This window comes from Bacillus sp. VT 712, assembly GCF_001614195.1.
Taxonomy (GTDB): Bacteria; Bacillota; Bacilli; order Bacillales; family Bacillaceae_H; genus Priestia; species Priestia flexa.
The window spans coordinates 85595-111074 of sequence record NZ_LWBK01000024.1 but is presented as its reverse complement, the minus strand read 5'-3'; the positions used below and the strand labels follow the sequence as shown (position 1 = coordinate 111074).

Genomic DNA, 25480 nt, shown 5'->3' with positions numbered 1-25480 from the left:
ATGTCATTTCAACTATTATTAAACGTAGTAATTGCTGTTACATGGATGTTTTTAAGAGGTATTTGGACCGGACCCTCTTTTCTTATTGGTTTCTTTTGGGGAGCAGTTATGCTGTTTGTCTTTCGACGCTTCTTTCCTCAAAGATTTTATTTAGAAAAAGTATTTTCGGTCATTAAACTGCTTCTTATCTTTCTTGTTGAGCTGTTTAAAGCAAATATCGCGGTTATTCAAGATGTGTTGCGTCCAAAGTTAAATATAAAGCCTGCAATTTTTGCGATGCCAACGAAGCTTGAAAAAGATTGGGAGGTTACGACTCTTTCACTACTCATTACCTTAACACCTGGAACGGTGGTAATTGATGTGTCAGATGATAACTCAACTCTTTATATTCACGCCATGAACGTGGATGATATTGACGAGGTAATTAAGGATATTCAACATTCATTTGAAAAAGCCATTATGGAGGTGAGCCGCTAATATGCTAGACATGTTACTTAATCTATCGCTGCTGTTAATTTCAATTTCGACGATTGGATTTGTATATCGCATCATCAAAGGGCCTACCACGGGTGACCGCGCTATGGCTTTAGATGCGATTGGCATTAACATTATAGCTGTTACGGCCATCCTATCTATTATGCTACGCACAACATCATTTGTAGAAGTAATTCTTTTAATTGGAATTATCGCTTTTGTTGGTACTGTTGCGTTTGGTAAGTTTTTAGAAAAAGGAGCGATTATTGAATATGACCGCGATCAGTGATTTAATTATCGGTATTATTATTCTAATGGGCGCTCTGTTAACCGTTGTTACAATGATTGGCCTCATTAGGCTACCCGACACCTATACACGAAGCCATGCCGCTTCTAAAAGCGCCACGCTTGGTGTGCTACTTATCTTAGTAGGATGTTTACTGTTTTTCTGGATTAAAGATGGTTCCATTAACGGACAGTTGCTATTAGGCATTGTGTTTGTATTTATTACATCACCAGTTGCCGGACATCTATTAGGAAGAGCTGCTTATTACAGCGGATCTCCCCTTTGGAAAGGTACTGTTCGAGACGATCTAAAAGAAAAGCAAAAAAAACGAAGTATGTCTGAATAAAAAAATGCCCTGTGCTGGTTAACACAGGGCATTTTTTTTATTATAGAGAAGCGCGTAATATCGCCATTACATCATCGCGATTTAGCTTTTTAAAACGACCAAATTCGCCTTTAGCCATTGCACGATCAGCCATAAGGTCTAATTTGTCTTCACCGATTTCATAATCAGCTAAGCGCGTTGGAGCACCTAAGCTTGTCCAGAATTCACGAAGCTTTTCAACACCTTCTAGAGCGACTTCTTTATCTGTTTTACCTTCTGTCTTGACGTCGAATACGCGTACAGCCATTTGCTTGAAGCGTTCTACGTTTTCATCCATAACATGCTTCATCCAATTTGGGAATAAGATAGCCAAACCACCTGCATGAGGAATATCATAGACAGCTGATACTGCATGCTCGATGTTATGACTTGCCCAGTCACCTTGGTGACCCATTTGTAACATGCCGTTTAGAGCAATTGTACCGCTATATAGAATTGTTTCGCGAAGTTCATAATTTTCCAGATCATTTATTAATTTAGGACCTGTTTCAATAACAGTTCGTAAAACCCCTTCACACATGCGGTCTTGAAGCGGTGTATTTGTTGCATCATGAAAATACTGTTCAAACACATGGCTCATCATATCAACCATACCGTAAACAGTTTGATTTTGTGGTACTGTAAATGTGTTAACAGGATCTAAAATAGAAAACTGTGGGAATGTAGCAGGGCTTCCCCAACCGTATTTTTCATTTGTTTCCCAATTTGTAATAACAGAACCTGCATTCATTTCTGAACCTGTTGCTGCTAGAGTTAAAACTGTTCCAAAAGGAAGAGCTTCTTTCGCTACAGCGTCACGATTAATAATATCCCACACATCGCCATCATATTTAGCACCTGCAGCGATTGCTTTTGTACAATCAATTACGCTTCCTCCACCTACTGCTAACAAGAACTCAATATCATGTTCTTTGCAAAGTTCAATTCCGCGTCTTACTGTTGTTAAACGAGGGTTGGGCTCAACACCCGCTAACTCATATACTTCTGCATTGATTTCTTTTAACTCATTCATTACTTGGTCGTATAAACCGTTTCGCTTAATGCTTCCGCCACCGTATACGACTAATATTTTTTTACCGAAGCGAGCTGCTTCTGTTTTTAATTGTTCTAATTGGCCTTTACCAAAAATTAATTTTGTTGGATTATAAAAAGTGAAATTTTTCATAAGAAAACCTCCTAATAATCATCATTATGAACAACGATAAATAAGATGTAAAGCAAAGTGACTTTTCACAGATTATTTCCGAAAACCCTTCTTTTCACTCTGCATTTATCTAACGTTTTTGCCTATGTTCTCCTTTGTTTCTTTCCACGAATATTTTTTCTTAAACGTCTAAAGCTAATGAGTGAATACAAAAAGAAAGGAGGAGAATAGATGAGTGGTGTTCAACGATTTGCGTTAGTATTAACGATTATTGGAGCAATTAACTGGGGACTTATTGGATTTTTTCAATTCGATTTAGTAGCAGCTATTTTCGGTGGACAATCTGCTGCCCTTTCTCGCATTGTATACGGATTAGTGGGAATCGCTGGTTTAATTAACTTAGGCTTATTATTTAAACCATCTGAAGAGGTAGAGCGTACTGAACCAAGAACAACCCATTAAGAAAAAAGCGCACTGCAGTGCGCTTTTTAAACATTATTTTTTAATTAGATCTTCGCGGTTTGATTGCTCAATCCACTCTTCTAATTTTTCTTTTAATGTGTTGAATCCTTGAGTAGACTCAGTGTGTTGTACAGTTGCTTGACGCTTTTTAGCTGCTTGCTTTTTAGGCGCTGCTTCTGTTTTTTCTGGAGCTGGCTCTGTAGCACGAATTGATAAACCAATTTTACCAGTTGCTTCATCTACTGATAAAACTTTCACGTTTACTTCGTCACCAACTGATAGGTGCTCGTTGATATCTTTTACGAAGCCATGTTTAACTTCTGAGATATGAACTAGACCTTGTGTTTCTTCATCTAATGCAACAAATGCACCGTATGGTTGAATGCCCGTTACTTTTCCTTTTGTAACAGTACCGATTTCAAATTTTGACATATGAACACTCCTAAATACCTTTTATTTTCATCATTATAGCCAATTTAAAATTATAGCACAGTTCACGTTTTGAATCAAAAACTAGTTATATTTATTATACTTTATTATTTCCCATATTTCCCTTAAATTATAAATAGAAAATTGATTCTATCCGCAAAAAATAAACCATGCTAACTTCTGACATGGCTCATTAGCATGGTTCTTCTATTATAACTTATTTTGCATGAAACGGCCAATACGTTTTATAGCTTCTTCTAAGGATTCCATGGAAGAAGCATAAGAACAGCGTACGTGTCCCTCTCCTCCTAGCCCAAAAACACTACCTGGCACCACTGCCACTCTTTCTTCTAAGAGAAGCTGTTCAGCAAATTGCTCCGAAGTTAAGCCGGTTTTTTTTATGGATGGAAACACATAAAAAGCCCCTCCTGGTGTATGGCACGAAAGCTGAATTTCATTTAATGATTTGACCATATAATTCCGTCTTCGTCGATAACTTTTTCTCATTTCTTCTACATCGTGTGACCCATTTTTCAGCGCTTCAATTGCTCCGTATTGGGCCATTGTTGGTGCACACATCATAGTATATTGATGAATTTTCAACATGGCTTGTAACAGATCTACTGGTGCGCAAATATATCCCAATCTCCAGCCTGTCATTGCAAAACCTTTTGAAAAGCCGGAGACAATGATGGTTCTATCTCTCATTGCACCAATGGAAGCAATCGATGTAAATGGTTCGTCGTAGGTTAGCTCTGCATAAATTTCATCTGTAATAACCAATAAATCATATTTTATGACAATATCAGCAATTGCTTCAAGTTCCGCCTTAGTTAATGAACTACCTGTTGGGTTATTGGGAGAACAAAGCAAGAGCGCTTTTGTCTGTTTTGTAATAACCGCTTCAATCTGTTCTGGCTGCAGTTTAAATTCCGTGTCTGCCGTTGTTTCAACAGGAACTGGAACACCTCCAGCTAACGTTATGAGTGGACTATATGAAACAAAGTTTGGCTCTACAACAATGATCTCATCACCAGGATTAATAATAGCACGCATTGCCACGTCTAATGCTTGGCTACCTCCAACCGTAACTAAAATTTCATTTTGATAATCATATGAAACGCCAAACTGCTTTTTCATATAATTCATTAGTTCTTGACGAAGCTCAAGTAAACCTGCATTCGCTGTATAGGATGTATAGCCTCTTTCAAGTGATAAAATACTGGCTTCGCGTACGGACCACGATGTAACAAAATCTGGCTCCCCAACACCAAGAGAGATAACATTATCCATACTCGCTGCTAAATCGAAAAAACGTCTAATTCCTGATGGTTGTAAGCTCTGTACTGTCTTAGACAAGCGTTCTTTCATTACGGAGACACCACGATTCTACGGTCTTCATCACCTTGTTCATAAATCGTTCCGTCATGTTTGTATTTTTTTAAAATAAAATGCGTCGTTGTGGACAATACCGAATCTAATGTTGAAAGTCTTTCCGAAACAAAGAATGCTACTTCAGACATTGATTTCCCTTCGATAATAACAGATAAATCATAAGCTCCAGACATCAAATAAACAGACTTAACTTCTTGGAATCGATAAATTCTTTCAGCAATCTCATCAAACCCCACGCCTCTTTTAGGAGCTACCTTAACGTCAATCATAGCCGTTACGCCTTCATGCCCATCCACTCGGCGCCAGTTGATATCGGTAGAATATTGAACAATTACTTTTTCACGTTCTAATTTTTTTACAATCAGCGTCGCTTCATCTAGGGGTAGGTCAACCATCTTAGCAATTGTATCTATTGAAATTCGACTATTTCTTTCTAAAATCTCAAGTATTTCTAATTCTTTTTCATCTAAAAACATGTAAATAACCTCCTGAAAATAATCAAATATTCCCACTTTTTACATTATAACAAATTTCATAAGTCATTGAGATTTGACGTTCGTCTTCTATATTTTGCATGTAACTAAATAAGATAGCTGGGCAAACTGTTAAAAAAGATAGCTGGAGTGAAGAAACAAATGATCCAAACGGAGACAGCACACTATCGTTCATTTAACAATGTACACGTATATTATGAATTACATCATTTTGACCCTAAAAAGCCAACAATTGTATTCATACACGGATTTCTATCATCTAGCTTTAGCTTTAGAAGACTCATTCCATTATTGAAACAGAAATTCTCAATTGTTGCAATAGACTTACCACCATTTGGTCGAAGTGAAAAATCACTAACTTTTCACTATTCGTATGAAAATTTAGCAAAAACTGTTTTAGAAATCATTGAGCATTTAAAGTTAGAACAAGTGATTTTATCTGGTCACTCAATGGGTGGTCAAATTTGCTTAAACATCGCTAAGTTACAGCCACAATACGTATCCAAGCTAGTTTTACTTTGTAGCTCTGCCTATCTAGGACGATTGCATTCTGGTCTCGTTATGTCGTCGTATTTACCATTTTTTTATTTATGGGTCAAGACTTGGCTAGCTCGCAAAGGTGTTAAAGCTAACCTTCAAAATGTCGTTTTTAACCACGATCTTATTGATGAAGAAATGATTGAAGGGTATACCGCTCCTTTTTTAGACGACCGTATCTTCATGTCATTATCAAAGATGATTCGTGATCGAGAAGGAGACTTATCAGAAAAAGATCTGCGTAAAATTAACAAACCAAGTTTGTTGATATGGGGAGAAGAAGACAGGGTAGTTCCTCTTCATTTAGGTAAGAAGCTTCAACAAGATTTGCCAAGCTCTACTTTTATTTCGTTAAAAGACACGGGACATTTGTTACCGGAAGAGTGCCCGGACGATATCCGAAATTATATGGTGGATTTCTTATCAAGCTAATACTAAAAAAGATATAGTCCTGTCAACAAGACAGGGCTATTATCATTTATTTAAAAAGCATTGCGTTTTTTCTCTTAAGCATTCGACAGCAACTTCTTTGACTTTTTCAAGACAAAGCATTCAGAATAAAGACATCGTATCGTCATTTAAATCTCTTTGATAGATTTAAAAATCACCTAAAATGGAGGCTCATATTATGAAGAAAGATTTCTTTAATAATAAGATTAATCGCATAAACACGAATTCTGTGAAATGGGACCGGATGGAAAATCTTTTTGGAAAAAAAGACCTGTTACCTTTTTGGGTAGCTGATATGGATTTTGCAGCTCCAGAAGAGGTCGTTAAGGAAATTGCTAAGCGTGTAGATCACGGTGTTTTTGGATACACAACCCCAACTGAGTCAACGAATGAATCTGTTCGTTCTTGGGTCCAAAAGCGACATGAGTGGAACATTGAAGCAGATTGGATTACATACAGCCCAGGAATTGTTTTTGCCATTAGTATGGCCATACAGGCTTACACACAAAAAGGGGATTCAATCTTGATTCAACCGCCCGTATACACGCCGTTCTTTGAAATGGTAAAAGTAAACGAGCGTAAATTGATAGAAAGTCCTCTATACTTAAAGGGGGATCGCTATTCAATTGATTTTTCATCTTTTGAAAAGCAGCTTGCTTCTGGGGTGAAAATGTTTATTTTATGTAGCCCACATAACCCTATAGGTAGAGTATGGAAACGCGGTGAGCTAGAGAAAATTGCAGAGCTTTGTAAAAAGTATGATGTATTAATTTTATCTGATGAAATTCATTCGGACTTAGTATATAAACCGTCTGTTCATATTCCAATTAGCTCTCTTAATGAAGATGCTGAAAATCGTACCATTACGTGCATAGCACCAAGCAAAACCTTTAATGTTCCTGGCTTACAAGCTTCAGCAATTATCATCCCAAATAACGAATTACGCGAAAAATATCAACAACAGCAGCACAAACAAGGCTTTTTCACATTAAACACATTTGGCACGATTGGCCTAGAGGCTGCTTATACACATGGAGAAATTTGGCTGAACGAACTGCTAGCATATTTACAAGAGAACATTGACTTTACTAGAAGCTTTATTAAAAAAAACCTACCTTCCCTCAAAGTGATTAATCCTGAAGGGACTTACTTATTATGGATCGATTGCCGAGCTTTAAATATGTCTGATGAAGATTTGCATAACTTGCTATTAACAAAAGGGGGAATCGCTGTTGAAAGCGGTGTGAAATACGGGGCAGCTGAAGGGAAAGGCTTTATTCGATTGAACATCGGCTGCCCTCGAGAACAGCTAAAAGAAGGTTTAAAGAAGTTAAAAGCTGCTCTGTCTTAACCTAAAAAAAGGACGCTTTTAGGCGTCCTTTTGGTTTATTTTTCTTGTTTTTTCTTAATAACACCGCAAGCAATTCGCGTACCAGAATCTCCAGTTGGTTGAGACATACCATCATCTTTATTTTCTGTAATAATGATAGAAGAGCCTTCCATCGTTTTAATGAGGGAGCCTTTCCCCTCTTTTAATGTCACTTCAGGGGCCATATCTGTCCCATCAAAAGTCCCATCGTCTTTTACGATAATGTTCTTTAAGTCACCAGCCTCTGGACCATCCGGGTGAAGTAATCCATGCTTTTTATCATCTGGATTTAAATGATTACCTGCTGTTTTAAACGTAGGAGCTTTGCACACGCCTTTTTCATGTATATGTACACCGTGTTTACCAGGAGGTAGTCCTTTCAATTGATACGTAATCTCTACGCCGTCAGATACTTCTTTTAGCTTTATATTACCTAAGCTATCTCCATCAGCGTTATATACTTTCACTTCTTTATTCGAAATGTCTTTTTCACCACAGCCCACTAACATTACTAATGGTATGCAGCCAATTAGTAGTAACTTCTTCATGTTGCCCTCCAATCTTAGATTCCCTTATGGTTCACCTTCCCATAGATTGTCCAGCAACTTTCATTTTTAAACGCTTGCATTATTATCTGAACAAACGGTCACTCTTCTGAATGTTTTCGCTCTAGCTCTTTTATTTTCTCTTCTTCTTTTTTGGAAACTTTAATAACAAACCTCCATGTCAGAAATGCTCCTATAAAAAACACAAACATCCATATAAATGCTGGAATATACTCTGTTTTATCTTCTGGAAAATAAAGATATAGATTCATGATTATCGCTTGCATCATTTTCACCCTTTCTCTATGAACTTTAAACTATAATGACTTATAATAATAAATAGAACATTACTTAAAGGAGAGATAAATATGAGTTTAGAAATTGGTGATTCTGTAACTGCTTTATACAAAACTGGAAAATACATTGGAGAAATTACACAAGTACGCGACCAGCATTATGTAGTACGAGTAAAAGCGGTTATCAAACATCCTCAACAAGGAGATTTACACAACCCTCAACAAGTAGATGTTCCATTCTTTCATGAACGCCGTGCATTAGCTTTTAACGAGCAAGCTAATATTCCAAAACCAATGGTTAAAGCATATACAACTGAGATTCCACAATATAAAGATTCATTAGAGAATGCTTTAACAGCACTGATACATGAGCTCTCTTTAAAAGATAATTCTTATGCAACAAGAAGTATTGAATGCCTCGAACAACTGCAAAAAGATTATAAACTTTAAACAAAAAGCCAATTCACATTACGGTGACTTGGCTTTTATAATGCAAATTTATTTAATAACTTTGAAAAGTCGACCCGATCACCAATTGTAGTAGGTTCAGGCTTTTGTAAATAGCGTTTGTCTTGTTCTACCAACTTAAAAATATTAAATGTAGTCATAGCGTCATCAAGCGCACAGTGATGCTTACCCGTTCCTTCTTTTCCATATTCTTGAACAGCTTTCCATAAACCTGTTTGATTTTGATCTCCAAAGAAACGCTTATATTCCATAGACAAATCTACTTCTTTTCCTTTTAAAGGAAACTTCAAGCCTTGCTTTTGACAATTTTGCTTGAGCACTTTCATATCCATGTTTCCCCAAGTGATAATTGTACTGCTTTCATACTGACCTAACTGCTGAATTAGCTGTTCGAATGTAATTCCATCATCTACGTGTTTCTGCTGAATGTGCAGAAAACTTTTACAGCGATCCGTTAACTTTGGAAAACTAGTGGGTTTAACATACGAAGAAAAGCGGTCTTGTATTTCTTGGTTTCTTACAGCAACTAACCCTACTTCAATAATTTCAGGAAAAAAGCCTTTGGGATACCCTTTGTATTCGGGCATTGTAAATTCAAAGTCAATAAAGACATAGTGTTCATAATTGTTCATCTTTATCACCCCTTTTTAAATAAACCTGCCTACGAGACTGCTATTATAATTATAGCACGCTTATGCAAAAGATAGGTTTATTTCTATTGATATTTTATAATATTATGAATATTCTTTTGGACAATAAAAAAAGAATGCTTTGTTATTACTATATTCCAAAGCATGTCTCTATGATTAGGATATCCACCATATCTTTTATAATTTTTTTACTTTTACAGCCTGTCTTTTTGCTATTTTTTTGGCAGTATTGCTAACGTACAGCGGGAAATACAAATTAGATCATCTTTCTCATCTACAATCGCCACTTCCCAGATAGCTGTTTTTTTTCCTTTATGAATTGGTTTACCAACAGCTGTCACTACGCCATCTCTTTTTCCTTTAATATGATTTGCATTAATTTCTAAGCCTACGCATATTTCCTGCTCTTGATCAATACTTAAAAACCCTCCCAAGCTAGCAACTGTCTCTGCTAATGCGACAGATGCTCCGCCATGTAGTAAACCAAAAGGTTGCTTTGTTCGTTCATCTACCGGCATGGTCGCTTCTACATAATCTTTGCTAGCGTGAATTACTTCGATGCCTAGCGTACTTAATAACGTATTGTCAGTATTCATCTTATCCCTCCGCTATATCATTTTTTTCTGCATACTTTTTATTTTACAATGGTTATCTTCTTCACAAAAGGTTTAAAACCCTTTCACCTCAACTGGTAGCTCTTGTCCATTTTTCTATTTTAATAAAATATTAAGTACATGTTTTCACGATATGAATAAACTAATATACAACGGATTTTCTATGTTTATTCATCTAACATTATCGTTGTTTTTTCTATTCAAATATGCTATTGTTGTTAGAAATAATTTTTTACTGTCTTTTTTTAGGAGGGATTATATGATGAGACATGTTACTTTGCTAGACATCTTCACACACCCAATTGCTAAAAAATATTTAACAAGATCTGGAGTTGCTCACGCAGTTTCTGTGGCGTATCATGCTTTTCGTTTATCCACTCAGTACAACGTCAACCCAGATTTAGCAACTAAAGCGGCCCTACTTCACGATATTGGTCATTATGAATGGTATACAGATGGTCAGTGGGACTATGAAAAATATAAAAAGAATGATATTCATGCAATCAAAGGAGCTGAGCGCGCCCACAAATTATTAATACGTCTTGGGGAAGAACCTCAAGCAGCAAAAGAAATTGCTTTAGCTATTTTACTTCACACTGATTCTTACTTACCTGAAGGAACCATTCATCAACGTCCGCTACAAAAAGTAGTCAAATTAGCTGATGAAGCAGACGAAGAGCCAGGTGGAAAGCACCATTATCGCCAAATGGATTATGCTTTAGCTGTTAAGAAAATTGAAGAACTTGACCAAAACGTGGAACGAATTCTTGGATCAGAACAATTTAAGCAATTAGGCTAAAAGGATTAACTTCTTTATTAAAAGTTAATCCTTTTTTATGTACAAAAATAAACCTTATAATTCCCATATATTCGCAAATACTACATAAGGATTCTAAATTACAAAGGAGGTACATACCATGCAAAAAAATGCTAGAGGATTTGTACAAGATTCATGCACATCATTAACAGCTGCTAAGACTAGCCTAGAGCAAGCTCTTCAAACTGTTGAAAAAGGTTCAAATCGTGAGCGTATTGAGCAGTCTTTACAGGCTGTTGAAGCTGCATTAGGTCAATGTGATTCAACAGCTTCAACACTATCACAAGTTTAAATAAAAGAAGGGTTGAGTAATCACTCAACCCCTTCTTTCTTTATAGTACAAGTGCAGCAATCCATCCAAAAATAATTAACGGAATGTTATAGTGTAAAAAAGTTGGCACACATGTATCCCAAATATGATTATGCTGACGGTCTACGGATAAACCTGAAGTCGGCCCTAACGTGCTATCTGAAGCAGGAGAACCTGCATCCCCCAACGCACCCGCTGTTCCAATAACTGAAATAGTTGCCAACGGACTGAGACCTAATTCTAAACAAAGTGGCACGAAAATTGTAGCAATGATTGGAATCGTTGAAAATGATGAGCCGATTCCCATCGTAACCAATAAACCAATTACAAGCATTAACAAAATTCCTAGTACTTGATTGCCCCCGATTAAATTAACAGAACCTTGAACAAGGGTTTCTACGTCTCCCGTTTCTTGAATTACTTTAGCGAAACCTGAAGCTGACAGCATAACAAATCCAATAAATGCCATCATACGCATACCATCAGTTAAAACCGTATCCGCTTCGTTCCATTTCACAACACCGCTTAGGTATACTACGATAATGCCTGCAAGTGAACCAAAAATCATGGAGTCTAATGGAATTTGCACCGCTAGTGCAACAAAAATAGCTATTAATGAAATGATAATACCTTTTCTTGTATACGAAAGTCCATTATCGCTAGTTTCTTCGTTCACTGTTAGCTTACTATCTTTATAAACACGGGGCTTACGATATGAAATAAAGACCGCTACAAGCAAGCCAATAACCATTCCTAACGCAGGCAACGCCATTGCTTTAACGATATCACCGTCGTGTACAACTAAACCATTCTCTTGTACGTTTGTTGCAAGAATATCATGATAGATTTTCCCAAACCCTGCTGGTAGAAGCATGTATGGTGTCACTAATCCAAACGTGATGACAGTTGCAACAAGACGACGATCGATTTCGAGTTGATTAAATACTGTTAACAACGGTGGAATTAGCAATGGAATAAACGCAATGTGTACAGGAATTACGTTTTGTGAAAAGCATGAAATAATCAAGATAATTAATAAAATAAGTACTTTAGAAAGTGCTTTTCTTTTTGTATCTCCTTCGCGTCCAACAATCTTTAGTGCAACTGCTACTACTGCGTTGGGAAGACCTGTTCTTGAAATTACAACAGCAAACGCTCCGAGCAGTCCATAGCTTAAAGCTACAGATGCACTATTTCCTAAACCTTCTGTATATATATTGACTGTATCTGTTAAGCTAATTCCTCCAACAAGTCCTCCGATGAGAGCACCGATAGCTAGAGAGAAAACAACGTTAATACGAAGTAAACTCAGCACAAGCATAACAGCTACAGCTACTAAAACTGCATTCATTTTGAAACCTCCGTACTTTAGTGTGTTAAACAATTAGAGAATTAAAACAATACACTCATTATAATACCTCACACTCAAATGTCAATGGGAAATCTAAACAAACGTTTGATTAAACCGTTTTCTTATACAAAAAGCATGGATGAATGAATCATCCACGCTTTTATTATCCACTATAATATTGTTTAAAAATCATGAATTAATTGAGCTAATGTACGTACCATAACGCCTGTTGCACCAGAAGGACCATACGAACTAGCGCTGTTTGTTGTAGCCGTTCCAGCAATGTCCAAGTGAATCCACGGGGTGTTTTCCGCAAATTCTAATAGGAAGGTTCCTGCCATAATCGCATGTCCTTCTCGTCCTGGTGAGTTGTTCAAATCCGCTACTTTACTGCTTCTCACCTTCTTTTTATCTTTTTCTGCGATAGGCAGTTGCCAAATCATCTCACCAGTCTGTTGACTTGCATCCTTTAGCTTCTCATAAAAAGCGGAATCATTCGTCATTGCACCTGTTGTATGTGTTCCTAAAGCTACAATAACACCACCTGTTAACGTTGCTACATCAACTAAATAGGAAGCTCCATGGTGTTTAGCATACGTTATGGCATCTGCTAGAGCCAGTCGTCCTTCTGCATCTGTATTCAATACTTCAATAGTTTTTCCGCTCATAGCTGTAATCACATCATCTGGCTTAAATGCCGTTGCGCTAATTACGTTATCCGTAGATGGAATGACCATTACAACGTTTTGCTTTGGTTTTGTTTCACCAATCACTTCCATTGCTCCTAACACCGATGCCGCTCCGCCCATATCCGTCTTCATCCCAACAATCCCGGATTTTGACTTGATTGAGTAGCCACCTGTATCGAAGGTAATACCTTTTCCTACTAGGCCGATAACATCCTTCCACTCACTTTTCCCTTGATATTTTAATGTAATCATTTTAGGAGGTTCAGTAGATCCTTGGTTAACGGCGAGTAAAGCTCCCATCCCTAACGTTTCCATCTCTTCTTTTTCAAGAATTTCGCATTCAAACCCATACTTATCGGCTAATTTTTGAGCATAATCAGCTAAATCTGTTGCCGTTAGCATATTACTTGGTAAATTTACGAGCGTACGGGCTGAATTTGTAGCTTTACCATACACATAACCGCGCTCAAAAGCACTCTCGATATTATTAGAAGCAATGATATTTATTTTTTCAAGCTGAACGCTTGGTAGATTCGAGCGCTTCTTATAATGTTCAAATTCATATGTAGATAGCTGACTCATTTCACCTAATAAGCGTGCAGACATTTCTTCACTAATAACAGAGGTTGTAAAAGTAGAAAGTGCAATAGTCACTTCTGTTAACTGACTTACCTTAATACGTTGAAAGAGCTTTCCATATGCTTCTTTTAAGGTTTCCTCTGTCAGTCCGCTGTTTCTACCTAAACCGATAAAGATTAGACGCTTCGCTCCTATCTTGTTAAACGTTGGAATAACTGAAACCTGCTTTTCATTAACGTTAATGTCCCCTGCTTTTACAAGCTGTGAAAGATAGCCATCAAACATCCCATTGATTTCTTCTAGAGGTCCTTCAAATGAATCATTTTTATGAAAAACACCTACTACTAGCGCTTCTGTTTCCCTTTCTAAATTTAGATTAGTATGTAACTGAAACATCTATAATCATCCTTTCATGTTCGAATCTCTTAAAAGCTACAGAGCTCTTTATATGTAACATTGTCTCATGAAAAAATAAAAATAACGAGTACATTCATTTATGTCTAATTTATAGCAACCAAAATAAAGAGTTTGGGACATAACAAAATGATTGCTTCTAAAAGACGAACACTAGCTGTTCCCATCTCTTTCCCGCAGGAGTCGAGTGTCCTACGCTCCATTCCACCCTGTTTCCAACATTGTTTTCACAATCAACCAAAAAACCTGAACGATTAAAAGTTATGAACTCTCAATCGTTCAGGTATACTAGAGGCTGAACTACTTATGTCTCAGTCTCTAGCGAACTGAATTAACTTTTTGCCTAAATACCTGCATCGATTTGTTTTCATTAAGCGCGGTTAACTGTTGTTCAGACAAGGTTCCCTTCCCTTTTTCAACTACGTACACGCTAAGCTCCTTTTTACCCCACATCTCGTAAACATCATCTACTGTTTCAAAATATAAATCTAAATGATTACCTTTAATTGCTCCACCTTTATCCGCTACGACACCATATCCGTATCCAGGAATAAATAAAATCGTACCAATTGGAAATATTGATAAGTCTGCAGCGATTGTCGAATATAAGTCTCGTTTTACTTTTACACCTGAATATGTGATTCCGTAACTTGGATCTGTAGGATTTTTACCTGTTGATTCATATCCTGCTGTATACCCTGTCGCTAATACGATATGACTTGGGTAAGCTGACCAATCAAAAGCTTCTTCAATTTCTAATGCTTCCTTCTCAGAAGCATTCACTCGAAGACTATGATTAACAGTTGTAGAATCAGCCCATAACAGACTTTTAAACAAGACGGTAACGGGTACTCCTGTGACAGCTTCATAGGTTGTCAGCAATGCCCCTACAACAAGTAAAGACATGACAATACGCTTTATTAGTGTTTTAATCATTTGACTCTTTCCAACTCCTCCCACGAATCTATTTGTTTCCAAAGGAAAGTCAAATTATGCGTAGAAAGAGCAAAAACCCCTTTCTCATGAGAAGGAGTTCTTTCAATAATACATGCTTAAAACATTTGGTATCCTCTTACTCTAAGCATTTTGATTGCTACCCCTGCCATAAGAGCACCTAGAAAACCAGATAGCAAAATCACGATATCTGCAGTTGCTAATGACAGAAATCGTTCACCTAGCTGAGCCACTGATGCTAACGGCTCTTGGACATATTTGGCTGCTCGTACTTCATCCACAATCAAAATCACAATAATTGGGTACGTAATTGCCATAATCCACGACATTCTTAAGAGCATATTCAATAAGAAACCGATTCCAAAAAACAAAACAAAAAATAACAGCATCGAAATAATTAATTCTGGTACACTCATTGCCATTTTGACCCATCTCCCCGTCCTTCTTTCTTTAAGTGTACTTAAGTCCACAAACAGCGTCAATAACAGAATTTTTCGTTTATTACACATAAAAAAGGAGATTCCCCAGAATCTCCTTTCACCAATTTATTAGAAGAAATTAAATTTCCCTTTTTTAAGAACTAAACCTACTCCACCCTGTAGGAATAAAGAGCGGTTATCAACAACTTTTTTCATAAATGATGCGCTTGAACCAAATAATTTACGGCCATACACAACTCCAATTGCATCATCATGTCCTAAAGAACATACCGTACCTTTTAGATCTGCTTTAAATTCTTTAAGCTCTTTTTCGCCACGAATTAAGCGTGCGATATTTTCTGCACATGTCTCACCCTGCTGCATAGCTACCTGAGCTGTTGGTGGGTAAGGACGGTCGTTTTCAGGATTGATCATAAACGAGCAGTCTCCTACGATAAATACATCCTCATGGCTTGGCGCTAACAGAGAGTTGCTTACCTTAACGCGACAACGGTTATTTTCAAACCCTGCTTTTTCAATAATATGACTTCCTCGAACTCCGGCTGCCCATACAACGGTTGCTGATTTAATTTCTTCAACTTGATCATCTTTTTCAACTAAGATGCCTTCTTCTGTACATTCCTTGATTGCTGTACCGATTTTGAATTCGACACCTTTTCTCTCAAGTTGTGTCACCGCATATTCAACCAGTTCTGGATCAAAACCTGGTAAAGCCGTTGGTGCAGCTTCTACACAGATAATGCGGACTTTTTCGCGTGGAATATCAAATTCTTTACATAGCTGAGGAACGCGGTTTGCCAACTCACCAACAAACTCAATTCCAGTAAATCCTGCACCGCCAACAACGATTGTTAATAACTCATCGCGCTTTACAGGTTCATTATTGTACGTTGCAAATACGTAATCAATATGTTCGCGAATTTGACGTGCAGCATTAATATTAGCAATTGAGAATGCATATTCTTTTAACCCTTTAATTCCGAAGGTTTCAGATTCATACCCTAATCCAACAACTAGATAATCATACTCGAGTTCACTGTTTTCTAAAATAACACGTTTTTCTGCAGTATTAATGTCCATTACAGTGTCTTTTACAAAGTTTACTTTTCCCGTATTAATTAAACTTTTCACCGGAAACCTTGAACGGTCGTGATGTAATGTACCTGCTGAAACCTCATGTAACCATGTTGTTTCATAATGGTAATCATTTTTATTAACGAGCGTAATCTCCGCGTCGTTGGTACCTAATTTCTTTTGTAAATGAACGGTTGTCATAATCCCACCGTAGCCAGCACCTAAGACAACAATTTTTGGCTTTTTCATTGAATGGTCATCCACCTTTTTTAGTTTAGAGTTATCAAATATTTGTGTTAAAAGTCATAAAGTTATAAATAAGGTCTACTTTTTTATGTTAGTGTAAACAAGAAAAGCTGTTACTATCCATTTCTTTTCCCGGTTTTACCTTATTGTATTCCATATAGTTTGTGAATCATTTCACGTAAGATGACGTACTAAAACCTTACTGAAACGATATTATATCTAGAAACATATTATGCTTTTTTAAGCTATTTTTCAATACCTATTCATTGATTTATAAGCTTTTTAATTTTCACTCTCTTCACTATAATGGAAATTTTATTAAATTGTTTTCTTCTTTTTCCATATGTATGAAAAGGGTTAAAAAGTTTTCTTTCTTCGTCAGTACTTTATAATAAATTTTTATCTTTTAATTGTGCTATCATAACAGTAGACTTCTTTAACCTAAATTAACGAATGAGGTGACTAAATCATGAAAGAAGATAAACAAGTATACGATATCACCATTATTGGTGGCGGTCCTACAGGCCTATTTACTGCATTTTACGGTGGAATGCGCCAAGCTAGTGTAAAAATTATTGAGAGCCTACCTCAATTAGGAGGCCAACTTTCCGCTTTATACCCTGAAAAATATATTTATGATGTTGCTGGATTCCCAAAAATTCGTGCACAAGAGCTTGTTAATAATTTAAAAGAACAAATGAAGCAGTTTAACCCAACTGTTGCGCTAGAACAAGCAGTTGAAAAAGTAGAAAAGCAAGCGGACGGTGTTTTTCGATTGACGACTAATTCAGAAGTTCATTATTCAAAAACAATTATTATCACAGCTGGAAACGGTGCTTTTAAACCTCGTAAAATCGAGCTAGAGAATGCAGAGCAATTTGAGAAAGCAAACTTACATTATTTCGTTGATGATATGAATGTGTTTAAAGGACGCAAGGTATTAGTATGTGGCGGCGGTGATTCTGCAGTAGATTGGTCATTAATGCTTGAACCAATTGCAGAGCAAGTTACTCTGACACACAGACGTGATAAATTCCGTGCGCACGAGCACAGCGTAGAACAATTAAAAAACTCCAAAGTGGATATTAAAACACCATACATCCCCGTAGAATTTATTGGTAAAGATCGAATTACACAAGTCGTTCTTGAAAATACCAAAGGTGAAGAAAAAATTGTGGTAGATGTTGATGACGTCATTGTGAACTTTGGCTTTGTTTCATCGCTAGGTCCAATTAAAGAATGGGAGTTAGAATTAGAAAAGAATACAATTGTCGTTAACTCCAAGCAAGAAACAAATATTCCTGGAATTTATGCAGCTGGAGATATTTGTACATATGAAGGAAAGGTGAAACTAATTGTTGCTGGATTCGGCGAAGGCCCTACGGCCGTTAACAATGCAAAAGCATACATTGATCCAAAAGCTCGCCTACAGCCAATGCATAGTACATCAATGTTTTCTTAATAAAAAAGCGAATGACCATTGAATGGTTATTCGCTTTTTTTTAGGGCTTCCGCTAGTACATGTAGTCCTTTTTTATCTTTCGTCTTTAACTTAACCTCATATTTAAACTCTTCTGGATGAATTAGATTTGTTGATACCTCATAGTTCTTCAACCTACTTATATAATCGTGATACGGCAACAGGTTAAACGGCGATCCCACACTTTGAAAAATCAGCTGTGCCGCTTCTTGTTCTTGAGTATCTGAATATAGAATTGCTAACTGTTTGTTGGAATCTAAAAGTAGGGGTGTAGTCTTTATTGGCAATGATGTGGGGATATGTTGGATAAAAATCATTGATTCAATTTTATCTTGCTTCTGAGATTTCATCGGAATAAACCATGCAGTTAGTTGTTGAATCATTTGCATTAAGCGATTTTTTCTAAAAAAAGCCCCGTAGCTATAAGCATTTGTTCGTAGTGTATTGTTTTCTTCTACCAAACTTCGCACCTCCTTAAAAGCCAGTCTAAATAAAATCGGATTTTATATGTAAAATTATAAATAATTCTGATAATTGAGTCAATTAAAATAACATATCAAGTTATGTTTTGTCACATTCATTTCATTTTATACCTTATTCATTGTAAATATACTTGTTGCTTTTCATATAATGCGTCAGAACTTCTAACAATCATATAGAAAACGAACCCTTTTATATATATGATAACACTAGTGTTGCATAAATGTTGACGCAATTTTCAGTTTAATGTTTTTTCCTGTTTAGAGCCAAAAAAGTAAATACCTTATTAAAGGTGGCTCCATCCATTTGGAAATTATGTACAATTAGACTTGTGCGACGACGACAATTTATTTTTAAGGAACGGTTTTTCCTTTAATCTTTCGTATCCAGATATGTGCCGGTTTCCATAACGAAGCCCTTAAAAAACGGCTAATCTGTAGCGTTTTTCGCTTACTTTTTGTTTCGATTTGCGCAATTACATTTAGGCAAAAAACAATCAGTGCGATAAACACTTGGTTTTGAATGGCCCATTCACTTTGTCCGTAGAACTTTTTAATATTGAGATGTTGTTTGATCCACTTAAAAAATAGCTCAATGGCCCAGCGTGATTTATACATCTCTGAAATTTCTTCGGCACTCAAATCAAAACGATTCGTGATTAAATGGAGTACATTTCCTTTTGAATCTATTACTTTTAGAAGGCGAAAGTAGTTTTCAGCTCGGTTTTGAGTTGTACCAATCAAGACCATTTGATCCGATAAGACAGCTGAATCCTCGGGTAGTTTAAAATTATAAACCTCCCGTATGACTGCGTTTTTTCGTAGCCTTGAAAGAAAAAAGTACCCATCATCTGTCATACGATCAAAGCGTTCGTAGTCCAGATAGCCACGGTCAAACACATACATGCATTTTTTGTCGTCCACCATGATTTCAAGCTGACCACGATCATGTTCATTCGCAGTTGTTATCACAGCCTTTTCTGGATAGGAAGTTCCTTTTTCCATAAATACAAGGCGTAAATGCAACTTTACACCCGCCTTTGTTTTGCGGAACTTTGCCCATTTATGATTGGTCAAATTTAGTGGTAACGTGCTTGAATCAATGATTTTTAACGGCATGACCAGCTTTGTATAGTGTGTTTTAGCATGAATTTGCCCGACTAAATCAAGGAAAAGCATTTGAAATATATCGGGGTTCATGCCATTTAATCGCCGTGATAGCTGAGAAATACTAATTGAATCAAGGTCGACTCCATTTTGAAGGTGGTCATCGAAAAGGCTATCGCCCAATGCATGTAGACTTTCAATTTCTACTAGCTGTGCAAAAAGTAATAATTTAAGGAATGATTCTGTCGTTAATTTTTTCGTATAGTAATCTAATTTCAATGTTTTCACGTTATCTTCTAATAATTGAAGATTAATTGGTGAAAACCATTGTCCAAATGAAGTTTTTCGTGTAATCTTGTCCATAAGTTTGGTCCTTTATTAGTGGATTTGGACGGGTTACCACCATCTATTTCCATTATAAAGGACTTTTTGTTTGCCTAAAATAATAAAATTGAAGATTTTGAGTCTTTTTAATAGTTAATTTAAATTAATGCAACACTAGTGCTGTAAAATGCATGTATGAGAAGAGGAAATAATTTTTTCCGAAAAGACAGAAAAGTTGTCATGCCTTTGTTATTTCAAAATACATATAGAATGAAATGATAGAGAAGAGGGTGATTAGGAAGTGAAAAGAGAAGCGATATTTGATGAAGAGGGAATATATCAATATTCTTTTAAAGTAGCTTGGAGTGAAAAAAATGATCGAACCGTAACGTTCATCTTGTCATCTCCAATGAATACAGGCACTCAACAAAGTGAAGAGGAACTAAAGAAATGTATGCAGTTAGCACAACGGTGGGGCTTTGGTTCGTTAGAAATTGTCTATTTGTTTAGCTATCAAGCTGAAGATGAGACATTATTAGCGAAACTCTCAAAGCAGGAAGCCGTTGGAATTGGAACGAACCAATATCTGACTCAAGCGGTTAATCGTGCACATTTAGTAATTGCCGCCTGGGGAGATAAAGGCGAGATTCATAACAGGCAAGAGGATATCTGTACAAGTGGAAAGACTCCGATGTACTGTTTTGGAATGACCGATAACGGTTGCCCTATAGCTGTTGAAGATGCTTCGGAAGGTTTTGAACTGCAGAGATGGTCTTTCTCAGACAATGAGAAAGAAACAAAAGAGGTTTACTCATATATTGAAGAGGTAAATAATCAATTTTCTGAGCCTACATTTACTGAAATAAAGTCATTTGCCCAAGAAGAAGATCCTGCTGCTGTTATTGAAGAAATTATCGATATTTTCCGCTGAGGAACGTAATGAAATGAACTCTTGCATCATAGAATTGTATGAACCATGCTGTATAGGAGGTCATTACATGACAATTGATGAAGCGCTCAAAAGGGTGGAAACGTTATATGAAACTGTTAATACAACTTGCTTTCAATATGTAGAAGGCGCGAATGTCCAGAAGGCAGAACTCGATTTAACTATAATTGATGAACTTGGAAGTTTACTAAACTATTTATATGAATTAGATGTTCATGATGAAGCGTTATTACGCTCCATTTTAAATAAATTAGAATATGGACAACCTATTTATGATCTTGCCATGCTGAATCCAATCTCTTTGGAGGGAAATGAAGAGAAAATAGATGTTCTGTATGAAGAAAAGGTGAAGGTTGAAAAAATGTTGTTTGAAAGCTATAAGAAACAACATGAAAAGTTATTGCAAAAAGCCATGCCACACTTAAAGCAAATGCAGTGTGAACTCCAAGCATTTTTGTATATTTGCAGTGTCAAACAATAGTATATACAAATAAAATACTGCATGTTAGAATGGGAAAATAAAGAACTTTCTGAATAGAGAAGTCGTTACAACGGTATAGGTAATCATCTAAAGCATGAAGGTGATGGTAATGATAGTTACCTTTTCCTTTGTGCTTTATTTATTAGCCGATTAGATGGGGTTACTTGCTTACTGGGTCAAAAAGGAACGCTAATGCACGAATTTGTATCACACTCCTTATTGTATTTTCATCTAGTAGGACTTAAATATCCATAGATTGACATACCCTGGTTAAAAAATTGAGGTGAAAAAGTTATGCTTAATCATGAAGAAAAAGAAGCAGTGTATAAAGCTATTTATGGTCGACGAGATGTTCGAACGTTTTTATCTAAAGAAGTATCAGAAGAAAAAATCAATCGTATTTTAAATGCTGCTCACCACGGTCCATCTGTCGGGTTTATGCAGCCTTGGAATTTTATTTTAATTTCATCTGATAGCGTAAAAGAAAAATTAGCGTGGGCAGCTGACAAGGAGAGGCGAGCATTAGCTATTCATTATGAAGGCCAAAAGGAAAAAAAATTTTTAGAGTTGAAAATTCAAGGGCTGAAAGAAGCGCCGCTTACGATTTGCGTAACATGTGACCCAACGCGAGGCGGTTCCCATGTTCTAGGACGCAACTCAATACCTGAGACGGATATTATGTCAACGGCCTGTGCCATTCAAAACATGTGGCTTGCTGCTTACGCTGAGGGACTTGCGATGGGATGGGTGAGCTTTTATAAGAAAAATGATGTGCGAGACATTTTAAATATTCCACCGCATATTGATCCTGTAGCCCTCATGTCCGTCGGATATACGGAAAATTATCCAGAAAAACCGATTTTAGAGCAAGCGAATTGGGCTCAGCGCCGCTCTTTAGAACATCTCATTTATGAAGATGTGTGGGGAGAGAAAAGCAAATAAATTAATTGCCCCAAAACTAGTTGAGTTTACATAAAAAACGAACGAATTACTAATTGTGAATTAAAATATTCGTTTTTATTATTGACAAGCATGTCGAAACGAGGTATCTTTATATCAAGAAAAAGCTGAATACGGTCACTCATATATGTTTGATAATATGGATCGAACGTTTCTACCTTGTTACCGTAAATAACAAGACTATGAGTAAAAAGTAAATCTAGGTTCCCGCTTTTCATCATGAAAAGGTCTGGTCCAAGCGATTTACATGCTTAATGTTTTCGACAGAACGGCATGACACCGAAGGGATAAAAGCCCAGGCGGGTAGGTTTTTGCTCATCTATTATGAGATGCCTACCTTTGCTTTGGGCTTTTTCTTATTGTATCTATTGTGTATGCTTGTCGTTGGGTGTGCCGCTAGCTTTCTGGGGAGACAAGCTAGCGGAGGGAGACGAAGCTACACGCTTTAGCATTTCTGCAAGCCCTCATTAACCATTGGAAGTACATTTATCTATTTTCTAGCATTTTCTTTGTGTAAGCAGTGTGGGGACACTGCTTCTTTTTTTGCTTAAATTTGTCGAGTAATCAACCGATTTATTGAAAGAAAAAGAAGGTATTTTAGGTAATTTAGCGAATTAGTGCAAACAAGAGCTTCAGCTCCCCGATAGGCTGAAGGAATAGTATCGCTTGCAAAAAAAGAAAAGATTATAGAGGAGAGGGTTAAGGTTGTTACATTTGGTTAACGTCCGCTTACCGCTAATTCATGATCACGCACTTTTTGAAGTGAAAATTACAGATGGAATATATACCTCAATTGTGTTACAAAACGGCTATATGGAAGATGATGAGTTTGAAGAGCTGCACGCAGATGTTTTGGGGAAAGAAACGGCTTTAGACGCTCAAGGGAGAGTTATGCTACCTGGTTTTGTAGATATGCACATGCATTTGGATAAAGCGCACTCTTTACCTCAAGTGCCCAACCTTTCTGGTACACTATCTGAAGCAGTTGAAAACTATGCGTCTAGCATTGCGTTGTTTTCTGAAGAAGAAATTAGACAGCGTATTGTAAAAACAGCACTACAGGCATTAGCAAATGGAACGACAGCTATTCGCACACATATCGATTTTAATTGTTTATTAGAAGAAGATATTCTATTTAGAGGGCTTCAAGCAGCAGCAGATGCACGAGATGAGCTCAGTCCATATATGGAAATTCAGCTTGTTCCATTGTTTGGGTCGGTAAACACACATGATGACTATATTATGAGAAAAGTTGAGAGAGCAGCAGAGTTGGGAATTGATGCAATTGGAGGCTGCCCTCATTTAGCTAGTCATCCTAACGAAGATATAGATGCCTTGTTTACTCTCGCTAAAAAGTATGATTTGCCATTGGATTTGCATATTGACGAAAGTGATAACCCTAATATCGACACGATCATTTATTTGGCAGAGCAAACCATTGCTCATAAGATGGAGGGAAAAGTAGTAGCTGGTCACCTATGTTCATTAGCAGGAATGGACGAAGAAAAAGTTCAGAAAATTTTAACTTTAATGCGTGATGCTAACATTGGGGCCGTAACGCTTCCGGCTGCGAACCTTTATTTACAAGGGCGTGAAGACCGAGGAATTATTCGAAGAGGAGTAACGCGAATTAAGGAACTTCAAAAGTCAGCTATTCCCGTAGCGACCGCTTCAGATAACGTTCATGATCCGTTTCATCCGTTTGGAAAAGCCGACTTATTACAAATTGGCTTGTTAACAGGATATGTTGCTCACATGGGGAGTCCCGAAGAACAAAAGCAGCTTCTTCGAATGATTACTAGTATTCCAGCAAGATTAATTGGAAAAAGGAAATATGGAATTGAAGAGGGAAATGAAGCAAACTTCGTACTTTTAAACGTGCAGTCAATGCCAGAGATATGGACTGAAATTCCAGAGACACGTTTTGTTTATGTTCAAAAACGGTGGGTTAGTGTGAAGGAGACACATCAACGCTTAGCTGATCATAATTTGACAGCTCTTTGGAAAGAGAATCAGCTATTAATTGGATAAAAAAAGAAGCACTCACAGAGTGAGTGCTTCTAAATTATTACTTTTGAACGTTAGCAGCTTGTGGTCCACGAGCGCCTTGTTCGATTTCAAATGATACGTCTTGACCTTCTTCAAGTGTTTTGAAACCGTCGCCTTGGATAGCTGAGAAGTGTACGAATACATCGTCTTGACCTTCAACTTCGATGAATCCAAAACCTTTTTCTGCATTAAACCATTTTACTTTACCTTGTACCATTGTAGTACCTCCTGTGTGGAACAATCCACGAATATATTACTATCTCTGCTCAATTTCAATAAAAATCACTTTAAAGAAAGTCTTTCTATTTCTAACACCGAACAAGAAATAATATACCTAGTATAACACTTTTTCTTTAAAAAGAAACCTTTTTTTCGAAAAAAACTATGTTAACTTCAAAAAAGAACTTAATATGTTACAATTTGGATAAAGAAGGGGAGGCGACTAGAATGGAAGACTTGTTTTCTCTATTAATATTTATTTTTGTTTTAATTTATGTTGTCGTGGCAAATCGAGAAGTGGTGGAAAAGCTAACTTGGCAACAGCGTATTGGAATTGCTGCCACTTTTATCATGACCATTGGATTTGCAGTCGGTTGCTTTTATATCGGTAGTCAGATGCTGCAAAATTATATTGAAAATGGATTCATTCAAATGGTTATTAAAATTATCATGGTCATTGTTGTCATGACAGCTGCAATTAAATGGATGCATTTGGCTTTTAGAAAAATTACGAATGGCTTAATAGGAAATGATGTATAAGAGAATATAGAAATTAATTA

At 36.7% G+C, this 25480-nt stretch carries 31 protein-coding genes and 1 riboswitch; of the genes, 15 read left to right on the top strand and 16 right to left on the bottom strand.

The window, feature by feature from the left end; all coding sequences use genetic code 11:
* From A2U94_RS12970 to mnhG, 3 genes are read left to right on the top strand one after another with little or no spacing between them, the layout of a single operon-like run.
* Positions 1-477 (top strand): Na+/H+ antiporter subunit E, encoded by a 477-nt coding sequence (locus A2U94_RS12970; protein WP_025908082.1) that lies wholly within the window; start codon positions 1-3, stop codon positions 475-477.
* Position 478: 1 nt separating this feature from the next.
* Positions 479-763, top strand: coding sequence for a Na(+)/H(+) antiporter subunit F1 (locus A2U94_RS12965; RefSeq protein ID WP_025908081.1), 285 nt, complete (start codon positions 479-481; stop codon positions 761-763).
* A complete protein-coding gene (mnhG, locus tag A2U94_RS12960) occupies positions 747-1106 on the top strand; it encodes a monovalent cation/H(+) antiporter subunit G (RefSeq protein ID WP_025908080.1) in 360 nt (119 codons plus the stop codon). Before A2U94_RS12965 ends, mnhG begins: the two co-directional genes overlap by 17 nt.
* Positions 1107-1146: 40 nt before the next feature.
* Here the strand turns inward: mnhG and A2U94_RS12955 are convergent, their stop codons facing one another.
* Positions 1147-2310 (bottom strand): iron-containing alcohol dehydrogenase, encoded by a 1164-nt coding sequence (locus A2U94_RS12955; RefSeq protein WP_025908079.1) that lies wholly within the window; start codon positions 2308-2310, stop codon positions 1147-1149.
* A 210-nt stretch (positions 2311-2520) separates the two neighbouring features.
* Here A2U94_RS12955 and A2U94_RS12950 point away from each other — a divergent pair, with 210 nt between their 5' ends.
* Positions 2521-2751 carry a DUF378 domain-containing protein gene (locus A2U94_RS12950; protein WP_025908078.1) on the top strand — a complete coding sequence of 77 codons (231 nt, stop codon included), beginning with the start codon at positions 2521-2523 and terminating at the stop codon, positions 2749-2751.
* 33 nt (positions 2752-2784) lie between these two features.
* Here A2U94_RS12950 and yugI read toward each other — a convergent pair whose 3' ends face one another.
* The 3 genes from yugI to A2U94_RS12935 form a co-directional block, all read right to left on the bottom strand.
* Positions 2785-3183, bottom strand: coding sequence for a S1 domain-containing post-transcriptional regulator GSP13 (yugI, locus tag A2U94_RS12945; protein WP_025908077.1), 399 nt, complete (start codon positions 3181-3183; stop codon positions 2785-2787).
* Positions 3184-3390: 207 nt separating this feature from the next.
* Positions 3391-4551 (bottom strand): aminotransferase, encoded by a 1161-nt coding sequence (locus A2U94_RS12940; protein WP_025908076.1) that lies wholly within the window; start codon positions 4549-4551, stop codon positions 3391-3393.
* Entirely contained in the window at positions 4551-5051 is a 501-nt protein-coding gene (locus tag A2U94_RS12935) for an Lrp/AsnC family transcriptional regulator (protein WP_025908075.1), read from the bottom strand. Before A2U94_RS12935 ends, A2U94_RS12940 begins: the two co-directional genes overlap by 1 nt.
* 159 nt (positions 5052-5210) lie before the next feature.
* Between A2U94_RS12935 and A2U94_RS12930 the strand changes: the two genes are divergently transcribed.
* Positions 5211-6038, top strand: coding sequence for an alpha/beta fold hydrolase (locus A2U94_RS12930; RefSeq protein WP_025908074.1), 828 nt, complete (start codon positions 5211-5213; stop codon positions 6036-6038).
* Positions 6039-6234: 196 nt separating this feature from the next.
* On the top strand, positions 6235-7407 hold the full coding sequence (locus A2U94_RS12925) for a MalY/PatB family protein (RefSeq protein ID WP_025908073.1): 1173 nt from the start codon (positions 6235-6237) through the stop codon (positions 7405-7407).
* A 35-nt stretch (positions 7408-7442) separates the two neighbouring features.
* Here the strand turns inward: A2U94_RS12925 and A2U94_RS12920 are convergent, their stop codons facing one another.
* Positions 7443-7973: a superoxide dismutase family protein gene (locus A2U94_RS12920; protein WP_025908072.1), complete on the bottom strand. Its 531-nt coding sequence runs from the start codon at positions 7971-7973 to the stop codon at positions 7443-7445.
* A gap of 98 nt (positions 7974-8071) precedes the next feature.
* Entirely contained in the window at positions 8072-8260 is a 189-nt protein-coding gene (locus A2U94_RS12915) for a hypothetical protein (protein ID WP_156482249.1), read from the bottom strand.
* A gap of 72 nt (positions 8261-8332) precedes the next feature.
* Here A2U94_RS12915 and kapB point away from each other — a divergent pair, with 72 nt between their 5' ends.
* Positions 8333-8716 (top strand): kinase-associated lipoprotein KapB, encoded by a 384-nt coding sequence (gene kapB / locus A2U94_RS12910; protein ID WP_025908070.1) that lies wholly within the window; start codon positions 8333-8335, stop codon positions 8714-8716.
* A 35-nt stretch (positions 8717-8751) separates the two neighbouring features.
* Here the strand turns inward: kapB and kapD are convergent, their stop codons facing one another.
* Both kapD and A2U94_RS12900 read right to left on the bottom strand, forming a co-directional pair.
* Positions 8752-9366, bottom strand: a complete 615-nt coding sequence (gene kapD, locus A2U94_RS12905) for a 3'-5' exonuclease KapD (protein ID WP_025908069.1) — start codon at positions 9364-9366, stop codon at positions 8752-8754.
* Between the two features lie 230 nt (positions 9367-9596).
* On the bottom strand, positions 9597-9980 hold the full coding sequence (locus A2U94_RS12900) for a hotdog fold thioesterase (protein WP_025908068.1): 384 nt from the start codon (positions 9978-9980) through the stop codon (positions 9597-9599).
* A 280-nt stretch (positions 9981-10260) separates the two neighbouring features.
* On the opposite strand from A2U94_RS12900, the gene A2U94_RS12895 reads away from it, so the two are divergent.
* Both A2U94_RS12895 and A2U94_RS12890 read left to right on the top strand, forming a co-directional pair.
* Positions 10261-10797, top strand: coding sequence for an HD domain-containing protein (locus tag A2U94_RS12895; RefSeq protein WP_025908067.1), 537 nt, complete (start codon positions 10261-10263; stop codon positions 10795-10797).
* A 118-nt stretch (positions 10798-10915) separates the two neighbouring features.
* Positions 10916-11107, top strand: coding sequence for a hypothetical protein (locus A2U94_RS12890; protein WP_025908066.1), 192 nt, complete (start codon positions 10916-10918; stop codon positions 11105-11107).
* Positions 11108-11147: 40 nt separating this feature from the next.
* Here the strand turns inward: A2U94_RS12890 and A2U94_RS12885 are convergent, their stop codons facing one another.
* The 5 genes from A2U94_RS12885 to A2U94_RS12865 all read right to left on the bottom strand — a co-directional run bounded on the left by A2U94_RS12885 (position 11148) and on the right by A2U94_RS12865 (position 16875).
* A complete protein-coding gene (locus A2U94_RS12885; RefSeq protein WP_025908065.1) occupies positions 11148-12476 on the bottom strand; it encodes a Na+/H+ antiporter family protein in 1329 nt (442 codons plus the stop codon).
* A 182-nt stretch (positions 12477-12658) separates the two neighbouring features.
* The gene (locus A2U94_RS12880; RefSeq protein WP_025908064.1) at positions 12659-14140 is read right to left on the bottom strand and encodes a leucyl aminopeptidase; all 1482 of its coding nucleotides are present in this window, start codon (positions 14138-14140) and stop codon (positions 12659-12661) included.
* 336 nt (positions 14141-14476) lie between these two features.
* Positions 14477-15094, bottom strand: a complete 618-nt coding sequence (spsC, locus tag A2U94_RS12875) for a stationary phase survival protein SpsC (RefSeq protein WP_025908063.1) — start codon at positions 15092-15094, stop codon at positions 14477-14479.
* Between the two features lie 116 nt (positions 15095-15210).
* Positions 15211-15534, bottom strand: coding sequence for a YuiB family protein (locus tag A2U94_RS12870; RefSeq protein WP_025908062.1), 324 nt, complete (start codon positions 15532-15534; stop codon positions 15211-15213).
* 126 nt (positions 15535-15660) lie between these two features.
* Complete coding sequence (locus tag A2U94_RS12865; RefSeq protein ID WP_025908061.1) at positions 15661-16875, bottom strand: NAD(P)/FAD-dependent oxidoreductase; 1215 nt, start codon at positions 16873-16875, stop codon at positions 15661-15663.
* Positions 16876-17341: 466 nt separating this feature from the next.
* Here A2U94_RS12865 and A2U94_RS12860 point away from each other — a divergent pair, with 466 nt between their 5' ends.
* Positions 17342-18334 carry an NAD(P)/FAD-dependent oxidoreductase gene (locus A2U94_RS12860; RefSeq protein WP_025908060.1) on the top strand — a complete coding sequence of 331 codons (993 nt, stop codon included), beginning with the start codon at positions 17342-17344 and terminating at the stop codon, positions 18332-18334.
* Between the two features lie 26 nt (positions 18335-18360).
* Here the strand turns inward: A2U94_RS12860 and A2U94_RS12855 are convergent, their stop codons facing one another.
* Positions 18361-18813 carry a hypothetical protein gene (locus A2U94_RS12855; protein ID WP_025908059.1) on the bottom strand — a complete coding sequence of 151 codons (453 nt, stop codon included), beginning with the start codon at positions 18811-18813 and terminating at the stop codon, positions 18361-18363.
* Positions 18814-19185: 372 nt separating this feature from the next.
* Positions 19186-20301 carry an IS4 family transposase gene (locus A2U94_RS12850; protein ID WP_025908118.1) on the bottom strand — a complete coding sequence of 372 codons (1116 nt, stop codon included), beginning with the start codon at positions 20299-20301 and terminating at the stop codon, positions 19186-19188.
* A 262-nt stretch (positions 20302-20563) separates the two neighbouring features.
* On the opposite strand from A2U94_RS12850, the gene A2U94_RS12845 reads away from it, so the two are divergent.
* The 4 genes from A2U94_RS12845 (at position 20564) to A2U94_RS12830 (ending at position 24683) form a co-directional block, all read left to right on the top strand.
* Positions 20564-21193 carry a DUF1643 domain-containing protein gene (locus A2U94_RS12845; protein WP_025908250.1) on the top strand — a complete coding sequence of 210 codons (630 nt, stop codon included), beginning with the start codon at positions 20564-20566 and terminating at the stop codon, positions 21191-21193.
* Positions 21194-21260: 67 nt separating this feature from the next.
* Positions 21261-21692, top strand: a complete 432-nt coding sequence (locus tag A2U94_RS12840; protein WP_025908249.1) for a hypothetical protein — start codon at positions 21261-21263, stop codon at positions 21690-21692.
* A 294-nt stretch (positions 21693-21986) separates the two neighbouring features.
* Positions 21987-22634 (top strand): 5,6-dimethylbenzimidazole synthase, encoded by a 648-nt coding sequence (gene bluB / locus A2U94_RS12835; RefSeq protein ID WP_025908248.1) that lies wholly within the window; start codon positions 21987-21989, stop codon positions 22632-22634.
* 119 nt (positions 22635-22753) lie between these two features.
* Positions 22754-22855: riboswitch (purine riboswitch) on the top strand.
* Between the two features lie 502 nt (positions 22856-23357).
* Entirely contained in the window at positions 23358-24683 is a 1326-nt protein-coding gene (locus A2U94_RS12830; RefSeq protein ID WP_025908247.1) for an amidohydrolase family protein, read from the top strand.
* A gap of 37 nt (positions 24684-24720) precedes the next feature.
* Here the strand turns inward: A2U94_RS12830 and A2U94_RS12825 are convergent, their stop codons facing one another.
* The gene (locus A2U94_RS12825; protein WP_025908246.1) at positions 24721-24918 is read right to left on the bottom strand and encodes a cold-shock protein; all 198 of its coding nucleotides are present in this window, start codon (positions 24916-24918) and stop codon (positions 24721-24723) included.
* A gap of 230 nt (positions 24919-25148) precedes the next feature.
* On the opposite strand from A2U94_RS12825, the gene A2U94_RS12820 reads away from it, so the two are divergent.
* A complete protein-coding gene (locus A2U94_RS12820) occupies positions 25149-25460 on the top strand; it encodes a hypothetical protein (protein WP_025908245.1) in 312 nt (103 codons plus the stop codon).
* The last annotated feature ends 20 nt before the right edge of the window (positions 25461-25480 follow it).